General features: G+C 50.1%; 14 protein-coding genes. 7 read left to right on the top strand and 7 right to left on the bottom strand.

Features of this window, described 5'->3' with window-relative positions; genetic code table 11:
* Positions 1-3: 3 nt before the first annotated feature.
* From GM173_RS09005 to GM173_RS08980, 6 genes are all read left to right on the top strand, one after another.
* On the top strand, positions 4-945 hold the full coding sequence (locus tag GM173_RS09005; protein WP_203571042.1) for a Na(+)/H(+) antiporter subunit B: 942 nt from the start codon (positions 4-6) through the stop codon (positions 943-945).
* Positions 942-1283, top strand: coding sequence for an NADH-quinone oxidoreductase subunit K (locus tag GM173_RS09000; RefSeq protein WP_203571041.1), 342 nt, complete (start codon positions 942-944; stop codon positions 1281-1283). The genes GM173_RS09005 and GM173_RS09000 overlap by 4 nt, the downstream gene beginning before the upstream one ends.
* 62 nt (positions 1284-1345) lie before the next feature.
* On the top strand, positions 1346-2809 hold the full coding sequence (locus tag GM173_RS08995; RefSeq protein ID WP_203571040.1) for a complex I subunit 5 family protein: 1464 nt from the start codon (positions 1346-1348) through the stop codon (positions 2807-2809).
* Positions 2806-4443 (top strand): proton-conducting transporter transmembrane domain-containing protein, encoded by a 1638-nt coding sequence (locus GM173_RS08990; RefSeq protein WP_203571039.1) that lies wholly within the window; start codon positions 2806-2808, stop codon positions 4441-4443. The genes GM173_RS08995 and GM173_RS08990 overlap by 4 nt, the downstream gene beginning before the upstream one ends.
* Positions 4444-4456: 13 nt before the next feature.
* On the top strand, positions 4457-4990 hold the full coding sequence (locus GM173_RS08985; RefSeq protein ID WP_203571038.1) for a hypothetical protein: 534 nt from the start codon (positions 4457-4459) through the stop codon (positions 4988-4990).
* Positions 4991-5036: 46 nt separating this feature from the next.
* Complete coding sequence (locus tag GM173_RS08980; protein WP_203571037.1) at positions 5037-6074, top strand: phospholipase A; 1038 nt, start codon at positions 5037-5039, stop codon at positions 6072-6074.
* Between the two features lie 118 nt (positions 6075-6192).
* Here GM173_RS08980 and GM173_RS08975 read toward each other — a convergent pair whose 3' ends face one another.
* Together GM173_RS08975 and GM173_RS08970 are read right to left on the bottom strand one after the other, a co-directional pair.
* Positions 6193-6936: a TlyA family RNA methyltransferase gene (locus tag GM173_RS08975; protein ID WP_239078450.1), complete on the bottom strand. Its 744-nt coding sequence runs from the start codon at positions 6934-6936 to the stop codon at positions 6193-6195.
* Positions 6937-7284: 348 nt separating this feature from the next.
* A complete protein-coding gene (locus GM173_RS08970) occupies positions 7285-8040 on the bottom strand; it encodes a pseudouridine synthase (protein ID WP_239078449.1) in 756 nt (251 codons plus the stop codon).
* Positions 8041-8129: 89 nt separating this feature from the next.
* On the opposite strand from GM173_RS08970, the gene GM173_RS08965 reads away from it, so the two are divergent.
* A complete protein-coding gene (locus tag GM173_RS08965) occupies positions 8130-8513 on the top strand; it encodes a SirB2 family protein (protein WP_203571036.1) in 384 nt (127 codons plus the stop codon).
* 89 nt (positions 8514-8602) lie between these two features.
* Here GM173_RS08965 and moaC read toward each other — a convergent pair whose 3' ends face one another.
* From moaC to mobB, 5 genes are all read right to left on the bottom strand, one after another.
* Positions 8603-9703: a cyclic pyranopterin monophosphate synthase MoaC gene (gene moaC, locus GM173_RS16440; RefSeq protein ID WP_444542498.1), complete on the bottom strand. Its 1101-nt coding sequence runs from the start codon at positions 9701-9703 to the stop codon at positions 8603-8605.
* A 48-nt stretch (positions 9704-9751) separates the two neighbouring features.
* A complete protein-coding gene (gene moaE, locus GM173_RS08955) occupies positions 9752-10216 on the bottom strand; it encodes a molybdopterin synthase catalytic subunit MoaE (RefSeq protein WP_203571035.1) in 465 nt (154 codons plus the stop codon).
* 2 nt (positions 10217-10218) lie between these two features.
* On the bottom strand, positions 10219-10467 hold the full coding sequence (locus GM173_RS08950; protein ID WP_239078448.1) for a MoaD/ThiS family protein: 249 nt from the start codon (positions 10465-10467) through the stop codon (positions 10219-10221).
* Between the two features lie 10 nt (positions 10468-10477).
* A complete protein-coding gene (locus GM173_RS08945) occupies positions 10478-11668 on the bottom strand; it encodes a molybdopterin molybdotransferase MoeA (RefSeq protein WP_203571034.1) in 1191 nt (396 codons plus the stop codon).
* Between the two features lie 245 nt (positions 11669-11913).
* Positions 11914-12426 carry a molybdopterin-guanine dinucleotide biosynthesis protein B gene (gene mobB, locus GM173_RS08940; RefSeq protein ID WP_203571033.1) on the bottom strand — a complete coding sequence of 171 codons (513 nt, stop codon included), beginning with the start codon at positions 12424-12426 and terminating at the stop codon, positions 11914-11916.
* Between the last annotated feature and the right edge of the window lie 1009 nt (positions 12427-13435).

Here is a 13435-nt window from a genome sequence, read left to right as displayed (position 1 = left end):
AACATGGGACTCCTATTTGACTACAGTTTGTTCGTGCTGATTTTGCTTTTGGCAATCTGGATTATCGCAGTTCGCGATACGTTTTCAGCAGCAATTGGCTTTGCCATTTACGGCTTATTATTAGCACTAGTTTGGGTGCGCTTAGATGCGATTGACGCCGCCTTAACTGAAGCCGCAATTGGTGGCGGACTGTCTGGCATACTACTGATTGGTGCAGCCATGCGATTACGTCCAACAGAAGCTCCACTGCGCGCCGAATGGCCAAACCGCATAACTCGCGGGGCTGCTGCCTTACTCTCAATCGTGGTGACCGCCGGATTAGTGTTTGTCGTGCTCACACTACCTGAAACAGGCCCAACGCTGGTGCCGTACGTCGCTGAGAATATGGCGAGTACTGGCCTAGGAAATCCTGTCACTGCGGTACTACTCGCCTTCCGCTCCACTGATACATTACTCGAAGCGATTGTCTTGGTATTGGCCTTAATTGCAGTCTGGTCGCTGACTCCAGATCAATACTGGGGAGGAAAACCCGGAATAGCCATCCAAAATGAGCCCAATGGCATACTCACTTACTTAGCACGGCTGCTTCCGCCAATTGGCATCGTCATCGCGGTATATATTTTGTGGGTGGGTGCAGACCTACCGGGCGGCAAATTTCAAGCAGGAACCTTATTGGCTGCAATGGCGCTACTGCTAGTGATGGCTGGCTTGATTGATTTACCTGCGGTCAGCCGTCGCAGTTTACGAATCAGCTTAGTGTTCGGCACTGTGGTGTTTTTAGTGATTGGTTTCGCAGGGCTACCACTCGCGGAAGCCTTCTTAGCCTATCCAGAGCATATCGCCAAACCACTTATCATCGCGATTGAATTAGCCTCAATGATTTCAATCGCAGTGACCTTAGCTTTATTGGTGATTGGCATTCCCAAGCGGAGCGATTCTGAATGAGTTCAACGACACTATTTGGCGTATGTGGCGCGCTTTTAATTGGTTTAGGGCTGTATGGTTTTATTGTTCATCCGCAGCCCTTGCGAAAAATTCTAGCGTTTAACTTAATGGGCAGTGGCATTTTTCTATTATTCGGCGTCGTTGCACGACGCGGCGCAGCCCAAACAATGCTCGTTGATCCCGTACCACATGCTTTAGTAATTACGGGAATCGTGGTTGCTTTTTCAGCGACCGCCTTGGCCGTCGCCTTGCTATTACGCCTGTATGACAGCAGTCAAACAGCCAGCCTGAGTCATGACGAGACACCACCATCCGCCACGCCACCTACTCAAACATAATGCTCAATTCGGTATCCCAAATCAGCTCTGCCGGAGACCCACTCCTTGTTTTGGCGCTGACCATGCCTTTTATTGGCATGATCATCGCTTTTGTTGCGGGAGGGAGACGCGCACAGACCGTTGCCACCCTCGCCTTTTTTATCGGAATTGCACTCAGCGCAGCGCTTGTTTGGCAACTGATCGAAACCAAAAACTCACTGAATTATCTACTCGGCGGATGGGCGCCACCACTGGGAATTCAGTTGCACCTTGATGGTTTTGCAGCGGCAATGCTGCTGGTCACAGCCGTGATTTTGTTTGCCGTCGCTCTATTTGCGCGCGCTGACTTTACAACGCCCAGCGAGGTCAAAGAAGCGCGTGCACCGCTGATGTTTTGGACTCTGCTACTCGCAGTCTGGGGTGCGCTGAATCTGATTTTCCTCGCGAGTGATTTATTCACGCTGTATGTTGCACTCGAATTAGTCACTTTTGCCGGCGTTCCTCTGGTTTGCCTCGATGGCAAGACCGCGACATTGCAAGCAGCGCTACGCTATCTATTATTTGCTCTGCTGGGTTCTGTACTCTATCTACTAGGCGCGGTTTTACTCTATGGTGCCTACGGCACGCTGGATATCACGCTGCTTGCACAAGCCATCCGTCCAGAGGCAATCAGTTATGCCGCAGCCGCTTTAATGACTGTCGGGCTGTTAGCCAAAACGGCGCTGTTTCCTTTGCATCTGTGGCTCCCCCCCGCGCATGCAGGTGCCCCCGCCGGCGCCAGTGCGGTATTGTCAGCCTTGGTCGTGAAAGGCTCATTCTTTTTATTATTGAGACTCTGGCTCGATGTAATGCCCGAGCTAGTTACTTTATCTGCGGCGCAGTGTTTGGCGGGATTAGGAGTTGCCGCTATTATCGTGGGCAATATCGTTGCGCTACGCCAAGCAAGGCTAAAACTACTGATTGCCTATTCGACGGTGGCGCAAATTGGTTATTTATTTTTGATGTTCCCGCTATTTTTTGGCCTTGCTGCACTCCACTTGCCGACTGAAAGCGCAAGCACCGGCGGCATGCTGCAAGTGATTTCACATGCCACCGCCAAAGCAGCGATGTTTATGGCTGCTGGCTTGATTTACAGTACTTTAGGCCATGACCGTATCGCAGATTTGCGTGGAGTCGGTCGTCAATTACCGTTAACGATGTTGGCCTTTGCACTGGCTGGAGCGTCATTAATTGGCTTGCCCCCAACAGGCGGTTTTTTGGCCAAATGGCTTTTACTATCCTCCGCACTCAACACGGGACAATGGTGGTGGGCGATAGTCATGCTGATCGGTGGCCTGCTCACCAGCTGTTACGTATTTATCGTGATGGTGCAAGCGATGCAAATCAACCCTGAGCCAACGCCAGCTAAAATGGCGGTGCCACTTTATCGTGAACTTGTGGTATTAGCCTTAGCACTTACGGCATTTTTACTCGGACTTGCCGCATTTCTACCGATTGATCTGATTCAAATTGGTCGTCCGTCCACCGTTTTGCTGGGGCAACCATGAACTTTGCTACGCTATTGATCGGCATTACCGTTGGCTTACCCTTGGCCTTATTACTAGCCTGCTTTTTTGCACCACTTCGCAAAAAAATGCTAGGTATACTGCCCTACGCACCAATTCCTGCTGTTTTTACAGCAATACTATCTGTTGACGCCCCCGCACTGATTTTAGGCAGCCCCAGAGTTCCCGTCGCTTTTTCCTTAGATTTAGCAGGCGCGATTTTGCTGGGAGCCTCCGCTATTTTATGGATTGCCAGTGCGTGTTACGCGCAAAAATCGCTGCCGTCCACAGTCAATCCCGAACGGTTTTCAGTATGCTGGTTGATGACGCTCGCAGGCTGCATGGGCGTCTATCTAGCGGCAGACATGGTCAGTTTTTACGGTTTATTAGCGCTACTGAGCGTAGGTGCGAGTAGCTTGGTGATGATTGAAAACTCAGCTCGCTCGCAATCAGTGGCAATGATCTATCTTGGGATAGCCTTATTTGCTGAGACCTTTTTATTACTCGCTTTTGTCTTACTCGCTTCGATTACATCAGAGCATAGCCTGTGGATTCATGATGCGTCGCTGGCTTTAGCTGATTCATCGCAACGCGACCTGATTATTGCTTTATTACTGATTGGTTTTGGTATTAAAGCTGGGCTGGTTCCTACGCATTTTTTCATGCCAAAAGCCTATAGCGTTTCCATCCTCCCCGTCGCCGCAGTACTCAGTGGCGCAGTCATCAAAGCCAGTGTATTAGGATTAATTCGGTTTTTACCACACCAGCTTGCTCTGCCCGATTGGGGTATGGCACTCGCAGCGATTGGATTATTTGGCGCGCTCTATGGCGTAGCAATTGGCTTAACACAAAAAGACCCGAAAACCATCCTTGCTTACTCGAGCGTGAGCCAGATGGGTTTTATCATCGCGATTTTGGGCATGGGTTTAATGGTGGCCGATGACGGCGCACGATTGGCTGCCGCATTTTATGCTGCGCGCCATGTGGTTGCGAAAGGGGGCTTATTCCTTGCAATTGGAGTTATTGTGGCCACGGGGCAGCGCCGCTATTGGTTCGTGCTAACGCCAGTCATCTTGATTGCACTGAGTTTTGCAGGCTTACCACTGACAGGTGGCGATTTAGCAAAGGCCGTTACAAAAGACTTCATGGGGGATGGTTTCGCGTACACGGTGGCCACCCTATCCTCTGTTGCGAGTACGCTGCTGATGCTGCACTTTATTCGTCAGCTCAAGACCATGTTCGCAACAACACCCGATGCTCAGGCGCTATTGAGCCAATCTAGCGCATGGCTTGGGCTAGCGCTAAGCTGCATACTGCTACCGGCAGGCTTAATCGCCCATTCCTCAAATCATGAACTACTCAAAGCCCTTGAAGCCTATAAATTATGGGCTGGCTTATGGCCTATTTTGGCCGGCATCAGCATAGCATCGGTACTTTGGCTCATCCCTATTCGACTCCCCACAATCAAGGCAGGTGATATTGGACAAGCCGTACTGCAAGCTAGTACAAAGCCCGCCACAGCAATCAGTAGCCGCGCAGCCAAACTAGATACTGCATTAGGGCACTGGCCGATTGCGGCCATGACTTTGTTCGCGGTGGTGCTGCTATTCGGCCTGACATTGATGTATGGCCAATAAACAGGAATTAGAGATGACTCATCAAATTGAACTGCGCATCAATACCACTGAGCAATTATTTAACGGCTTTGATCCCGCTCCTTTTCGTGAGCGTGAATTAGATCCTCAAGCAGAGCGTTATATTTTGGCCAACTGCGAAAATCTTCCGCTCAACGAGCCTATAGAACTAAATATTTTTCTACCGGCCAATAAACTGCCAGAAGTCAATGCCGAGCAACTAGAGCGAACAATCAGGCACCATTTTGTCACCCGAAGCGAAGACAAAGCAGCCGAGCTCGCCAAAGGCATCCGACTTGGTCGCAAAGGTTTGTTCATTGGTTTTTTAATTTTTCTAGTATGCACTTTAATTGGCCTAGGCTTGATGAATGCGTTTCCTAATTCACGACTGATCGTCACACTAGAGCAAAGTTTAGTGGTGTTTGCTTGGGTCTTAATTTGGCGTCCGGTAGAAATTTTGACCTATGACCGCTGGCCTATAAAAAATGAATACAAGCAGTTAAAGCGCCTCAGCACCATCAGCGTCCGACTCAAACCACAGAGCAACTAATACAGTAAAATCGCAAAAAATCAACGATTAACATCAGGAATCTAAAATGCAATTTACCTCACTCTCACTGGCCTTGCTGGTTGCGTTTGCAGCAGGCAGCGCGGCGGCACAATCCAATTGCCGCAGCATCGTCTCCAGCGTTGAACGCCTTGCTTGCTACGACCAAGCCAATGGCGGCGCACCTGAAGCTGCCACCTCAATAGCCAGCACTAGCACAGAAGCAGCCCCTGTGGTTGCTCCAGCACCAGAAGCAAAAGTTGCTGCCACACCAAGCCCAGCAAGCACCGAATCAACATCAATGATTGCTACCGCCTGGGGTTTAGACCCATCGTCTGATCGCTATCAGCTTGGCACCTATCATTCAAACTATATTTTGCTAGGCCGCTACTCAGACAACCCGAATAACGCGCCATATAAAGTATTAAAACCGGATGCAAAAGATGAGCTAGATTCAATCGAAGCCAAATTCCAGCTCAGTTTCAAAGGCCGGGTCTGGACCACCGATGATCGCCGCTGGAGCGTTTGGGGTGCTTACACCCAAAACAACAACTGGCAAGTCTACAACGCCGATCACTCGCGCCCATTCCGCGAAACCAACTACATGCCTGAGCTGATCGTCAGCTATGCCCCAGATGTGGATTTAGGTGCCGGTTTCAAATGGAAATTGCTCAATGCAGGCTACGCTCACCAATCGAATGGTAGAACAGAGAGCATCTCACGCAGCTGGGATCGACTCTTTGCTGAAGTAGGCATCGAAAACGGCAATTTCGCCATTTACGGCAAGCTATGGCATCGCCTGTCTGAAAGCGACGATGTCGATGAAAATCCAGACATTCTTGATTACTATGGCCACGGCCAGCTCAATGCAGTCTATCGCTGGAACGGTCACAGCTTTACTGCGCTAGCTCGCGGCAATCTCAGTACCGGAAAAGGCGCGCTGCAAGTCGGCTGGTACTCGCCACCCGTACTAGGCCCATTGCGTGCCTATGTCCAAGGCTTTACTGGCTACGGTGAAACGATGATTGACCATAACTGGCGCCAAAACACCATCGGAGCCGGCTTTGCGCTGAACGATGGTTTCTAAGCATTAGAAATGCATCAGGGTCATATTGATTCAACAAGATGACCCTGCTTGCATTTATCTATCGATGTATACGATCAAAAGCATTATCAATCAATATCTACAAGCATATACCATAACACTATACGACCACGGCCTGAATAAAAAATTCTTTATTGCCATCGCCACCAGCAATCGGACTAGCGAAATAATTTTGCACTTTAAAACCAGTATTGCTCGCAGCAAGCCTGATTTTCTCTGCAACCTGCGGATATAAGGCCTCATCCCGCACAATGCCGCCCTTGCCCAAAGCTTGCGGCCCTAACTCAAATTGCGGCTTCACTAAAAACAGGAGTTGCCCACCGACAGGCAGCACCGAGCGCAGCGCAGGTAGTACTAAAGTCAGCGAAATAAACGACACATCACCGACAACCAAATCAATCGATTCATCACGCAACGCTGGCGCAATCACATCCAGACTCAAATGCCGCGCATTGACGCCCTCAAATTGCTCAACCCGTTCATCCGCCAATAAGCGTGAGTGCAATTGATCATGACCGACTTCTACGCCGATCACGCGGCGCGCTCCGGCTTGCAACAAACAATCAGTAAAGCCACCCGTGGAAATGCCCACATCCAGTGCCAGCATTCCCGTTACGTCCAGCTTAGCCGCCGCCAAAGCGCCTGCGAGTTTCAGCCCGCCGCGCGACACATAGCGATCCAGCTCATCAGCCGCTACGTTCACCTTGGCGTATGGTGCTAGCTTGGTCGCGACTTTACTGAGCAACTTGCCATCCACCGATACGCGACCAGCCAAAATCATCGTTTGCGCCGCGGTACGTGAATGGGCAAAGCCGTGTTCAACCAGCCATAAATCTGCACGCATCACATTCAATCCCATTCAATAAGAAGCCCTCTCAACGAGAGGGCTGCTAGGGTCTGTTGACGTTTGGTTTACCAGCCGCGTTTGTGCGGATTTTGGCCTGAGGCAAGGCACGAAGCGCGCAGCGTAGTCATTCTACGCCAGCGCTTTGTAACGCAGCATCAGGCCAAAAGCCGTCAAACCCGAAGGGCGGCTGGGCGCTTTTCGCGGCGACTCTGCGTTGTAGCAAGCTCACATAGAATGACTATGCATCGCTTACTACGCCTTGATTCGCCGTGAAAATCACTCCAGCGCGGCGGGAAACCAAACGTCAACAGACCCTAAGCCGCAACAACAGCAAGGCGCGACGGCCTAGCTCTCGATATCGCCACCAATAAACGACTCATTCGGTGCCAAATAGCGCCATTGCCCGCGCGGCAAATCGCCCAGCAAAATGCGACCAATGCGAATCCGCTGTAGACCGACGACTTGCAGGCCAACCAGCTCACACATACGGCGAATTTGGCGTTTTTTACCTTCGCGCAGGATAAAGCGCAACTGGTCTTTATTTTGCCACCAAACCCGCGCCGGCTTGAGTTTTTCACCATCAAGCTCCAGACCGTGATTGAGCAGTCGCAAGCCTTCGGCTTTCAAATGGCCGGACACCCGCACCAAATATTCTTTTTCAACTTGTGAGTTTTCACCAATCAAGGTTTTGGCGACTACACCGTCTTGCGTCAACACCAAGAGACCGACCGAATCAATATCCAAACGGCCAGCAGGTGCGAGACCTTGATAATGAACGGGCGAAAACGGAATGCCGCTATTGTCGCCTTCCCAGCGGTTTTCTGGCTTAAACAACACCACAGCTGGCTCATAGCCATCCTCGGCCTGACCCGAAACATAACCCACCGGCTTATTAATCAAAATCGTTACGCGGCCAGCTTGTACTTGCGCCGCATATTTATGCAGTTCAATATGCTGGCTCGGCAATACTTTAGTACCCAGCACGTCGACAACCTGACCATCGACCAAAACCCAACCACGTGAGATGTATTCATCGGCCTCGCGACGGGAGCACAGACCTAATTCGGCCATGCGTTTAGATAAGCGAAGTGGTTCTTCCATTTTTTTCTACAATTTAAGGCCGACAATGCAACATTTTACTGTTTTAATCGTCTAGGCATAAGACCTATTCATCACATCGAGACAAAAGCATGGAATATTATTTGGACATCAAGCATCTGCACATAAGCTTAGTGACGCTATCTGGCGTGCTATTTTTACTACGCGGGCTATTAATGCTGAAGTCATCCAAGGCTTTGCAAATGAAAACTTTGCGGATTGCACCGCATATTATCGATACGGGCTTGCTGATCGCGGGGGTGAGTCTGGCAGTGATGCTAGGCTTAAAACCCAGTGAAACGCCGTGGATTATGGCGAAGCTGATCGCCCTAATTGTCTATATCGGCCTGGGCACGATTGCGATTAAACGCGGAAAAACCCTTGCGATCCGTGCAAGCGCTTTTGTTGCTGCGCTTGCAACATTTGGCTATATGATCGCGGTGGCAGTAACAAAAACCCCAATCCCTTGGGCATAAACGAAAAAAAAGCCCAGCTAGAATCTTCAAGCTGGGCTTTGTTTTAATCTGTTTTTCAAATTCAGCAACCGCGCTAGCTTAGCGCAGCACTAAATCATTAACGAGTCGACGGGGGCTTCCCAATGCCCAGATTTACCGCCGATTTTCTCCAGCAAACGAATATCCGTCATCACCATGCCTTTATCGACCGCTTTGCACATATCGTAGATGGTCAGCAGCCCTACATTCACGGCAGTAAGTGCCTCCATTTCGATACCGGTTTTGCCGTAGGTTTCGCACGTTACAATGCAGCGCACGGTCGATTTCATCCGGTCAATTTGAAAATCTACGTTCACCTTGGTTAGTGGTAATGGATGACACAGCGGAATCAAATCACTGGTTTTTTTCGCCGCCATAATCGCGGCAATTCGCGCCACACCCAGCACATCGCCTTTTTTATTATTCCCTTCTTCAATCAAACGCAGTGTATCAGGCAGCATTCGAATATCGCCTTGCGCGGTCGCAACACGGTGCGTGTCGGCTTTTTTGCCAACATCAACCATATGCGCGTCACCCGCACTATTAAAATGCGTCAACCCCCCCGCCACCGGAATTGCCTCAGCGCCAGACAAGCGATTAGCCAAACCCGATAAATCATCCAAGGTATTCAAATTAGGGAAACTATTTTTGGCAAACGTGACTTCAACCGCGCCGATACTCTTGAGCCAATCGAGCATTTTCAAACGCCCGCAGGATAAATGCTCAATCAGAGACGGTAAAACAGAGCGAGACAGCAAACAAATCGTTGGATAAATCCGGCCATCGCTGGTTTTGGCCACTGCTGCCTGTGCTTTTGTGGGCTCCATCGCGGCGCGCAATTGTTGCAATAAATCGGCAGGCAAAAACGGCGAATCGCACGGAATCACCAGCATCAACTTGGCAGGGGAGGCCAAGAAAGCCGCATGAATGCCGCCCATGGGCCCCGGATGATTGGGATACACATCTCGCAGTACGGCAAAGCCATAGCGGGCATAATCTGGCAGATTGCGATTAGCAGAAATCAAGACATGGTTAACCGCCACCGATTGGCGCTGTACGCCTTCCAAGCTCCACTCAACCAATGGCCGCCCCGACAACTCGACCAAGCCTTTGTCCCGACCATCCATTCGGCGGCCTTCACCGCCCGCCAAAATCACCGCATCCACGATCATTGATTCTTCCCCGCCCGTGCTAACGCAATCGCTGCCACGACCATCACATCATTCCCAACGTTGCCTTGCCGTTTGGTCAGATTCGCGCGCATCCACCCAATGACTAGCGGTCGAGCTCACTTCTTTCTTCCAAAACGGCGCCTCTGTTTTTAAGTAATCCATGATATACGCATTTGCAGCATATGCGACATCGCGATGCGCACTGGCGGTCAAAACCAACACAATTTGCTCAGCTGGGTGTAAGGGACCAACGCGGTGAATCAGCGTCACCGCGTCAAGCGCCCAACGCGCTCGCACATCAGCCACAATCTGTTGCAAAGCCCGTTCGGTCATTTTGGGGTAATGCTCTAATTCCAAGGCGATCAATTCAGGCTCAGGGCTCAAATCCCGCACGCGACCGACAAACATCACCACCGCACCAATACGGGCATCACCCGCAAGCCGCGCATACTCAGCAGCCACATCAAAATCCTGCGTCTGTACAACAATCAGATCTGCGACAGTTTGATCCACACTCAACCTCCGGTCACCGGCGGGAAAATCGCCACTTCGGCGCCCTCGGGAATCTCATCGCTCAGGCGCGCCATCTCTTGATTTATCGCCACGCGAAACACCTTGCCCCCCGCCAATTCCTCGCTCCAGACGCCACCGCGTGCCGCCAGTAAATCAATTAAATCAGCAACACTAGCGGGCGTGTTGGCCAGCGTTTCTTCAGCAAGGCCAAATACTTCTTTTAAACGCGCGAAATACACTACGGAAATCATAATCTTTCCTTTAACACAACACCGACAAGGGCAAGTACGACACCACCTCGCCCGCTGCAATCGTTTGTCCTGCCGGCAAATCGACCAAACCATCGCTCCACACCATCGAGGTCAACACGCCAGAGCCTTGGCGTGGGAATAGCTCAACTTGACCAGTACGATTGAGCCGAACACGCAAGAACTCACGTCGATCTCCGGCCTTTTTCCAATCAAATGCAGCGATCAACGGCAAACGCATCGGTTCAAGCTGCTGAACACCTTGTCTTGCTAACAAGAACGGTCGCACCAGCATCAGAAAAGTCACAAAGCTTGATACTGGGTTGCCGGGCAAGCCAATAAAATCAGTGTCGCCAATCCGGCCATGCGCGAATGGTTTGCCAGGTTTCATCGCGATTTTCCACAAATCAAGCTCACCTAGGTATTCAACCGCAGCCTTTACGTGATCTTCTTCACCAACTGATACCCCTCCAGAAGTCACAACAACATCGTGTGCTGCTGCGGCTTTTTGCAACAGCGCAATCGTCGCCTCGCGCTCATCAGCCACAATGCCAAAGTCGCTCACCACGCAGCCCAGCGTTTGCAGCAAAGTATTGATCGCATAGCGATTCGAGTTATAAATCTGCCCCGCAGCCAAATTGAATCCCGGCTCGACCAACTCGTCCCCAGTGCTAAGCAAAGCCACTTTCAAGCGCCGCACCACCGGCAAAATCGACACACCAATCGACGCCGCCAAACCAATTTCCGCTGCACCCAAGCGCGTTCCCGCCGCCAGCACCACAGTCTGCGCGGCGATGTCTTCGCCTGCACGCCGAATATTTGCGCCCTGTTTCAGCGACATCGCCACGCTGGCACGGCCTTCGCTCACGCTGCAGACTTCCTGCATCGCCACCGCATTCGCCCCCGCAGGAATCGGCGCGCCCGTAAAAATCCGCGCTGCCTCCCCCACCGCCAAGCTTGTCCCCACCTCACCCGCCGCAATCCGCTGGCTAATGACAAAATCGGCTGGTGGCGCGGCAAAATCGGCAATATTGAGCGCATAGCCATCCATCGCACTGTTATCAAAACCGGGCACATTAATCGGCGCGACGATATCTTGCGCCAACACGCGCCCATTCGCAGAGAGCAGCGGCACGGTTTCAATATCAGTAATGCGGCGCGCAGCAGCCAACAAATTAGCCAGCGCGGTATCAAAATCAAGCATGCGAGTTTCCAAAAAATTAATCAGAACAAGTCAAAAGCGGAGCCCACGAAAGGTACGAAAAACACGAACAAAGACAATTAGGTTAAAAATAAGCGTCCGAAATGCCAAGCTCAACCAAACCATCATCTCCGAATACTTTTATCGGGAATGACGCCAATATTGGGAAGTTAATATGCACCAAGTCCTAAACGCCAAACTCGTCGCTAAAGAAAAATTTTTTTCGTGCATTTCGTGTTTTTCGTGGACTACGGTTTTTTAGCAAACAAATCAAAAATAAACCGCGCCAGCGCGGGAATATCATTCAAATTTAGCACGGGTATCGCCTGCTGCTCATTACTATCCGTGGCAATCGCGATAATACTGGCATCAATCGGATACAACAGTGGTTTACCATTCGCCTCGCGCCAGATTTCAATCTTAGGAATTTCTGCCGACTTAAAGCCTTCCAGCAGCGTCAAATCCGCTGGCGCAAGACGGGCGATTTGCTCGGCCAACGTCGGTTCCGCCGCGCCGCGCAGTTCATGCACAATCGCATAACGAAACGGCGAAACCACCATCACCTCCCCCGCCCCCGCCGCGCGAAACCGCGCGCTGTCTTTACGCGGCGGCTCCAGCTCCAAATCATGATGCGAATGCTTAATCACATTCACCCGCCAGCCAAGTTGAGCGAGTTCGGGGAGTAGTGCTTCGATAAGGGTGGTTTTACCGGAACCGGAGTAGCCGGTGATGGCGAGGATATGGGGAGATTTTTTTAGCATTTAAGATTTTAAACAAACAATTTAATTCTCGTTTTTTTATTAACAACCAATCTAATTACCACTAGATATGAAAATCAGATTTCGACCCAAAGCGGAAACATCAGCAGGTAGGTACGATTAGCATAGCGTAATCGTACGCAAGTCATTCCTCCGATTACGCTACGCTAATCGGAGCTACGTAGCTATCTAATTTGATATTTGGTACTTACGAGCGATTTCCTTCTCCAATCCTTTTCTCATAAATTCCAACTCTGCCTCATCGTAGTCTTGATTGTTTTTTATTCTCACACTATCAATTAACCTATCTTTATGTTTTTCCTTAGTTAAATATGGACTAAGAATATTTTTTGAAAAAATTCACGAAATACTTTGAGACTTAGATAACCTTCTTTTTCCATTTGCTCTTTAACAATATCTGGAGAAGTAACAGGCCAAGTTTTGTAGGCCATAGTAAGTATTAAGTAGCCTTTGGGATTTACTTCAGCATATCGCTCAATAGGGCTCGATGAAAAATACAAGTAAAACGAAAATAAAGTAAGTGAAAATAACACTATAAGTAGAGATTTAAGCTTTGTTTTTTTCATGATTTCTTAGTCGATTCTCAATTGTCTTTGTTGGCCTAAACGATAATTATATTCAAATTCCGGTTCTAGCCAGCGGCAAGTCAAAAACTACAGTTTAACCTATCCACTCCATTTACTTCCAAGCATCGTCAGCGGCTATGCGCCGCGGCACTTACTTTTCTTGCTTCGCCAAGAAAAGTAAGCAAAAGAAGGCGACCCGGGACGAACCCGGCTCCGCCGTTCCCTCGCGTGGCGCGAGCCAAACGATAAAACCGTTCGTCTCGCTTCGTGCTCGGTGTTCGTTTTAACGGGATATTAAACCCCAGACCAACGAGCGCGATTTAAAATCGATGTATTGCCATCTAGGCCATGATAAATAAAGGCCACATTCAAATACGTCCACACATCAACCTGAAACCTGAAACCTGAAACCTGAAACCTGAAAC

Origin of the sequence: Deefgea chitinilytica, assembly GCF_016881405.1 — a bacterium.
GTDB classification, from domain to species: domain Bacteria; phylum Pseudomonadota; class Gammaproteobacteria; order Burkholderiales; family Chitinibacteraceae; genus Deefgea; species Deefgea chitinilytica.
The sequence above is the reverse complement of the archived record's forward strand: the minus strand, read 5'-3'. Positions and strand labels throughout refer to the sequence as shown.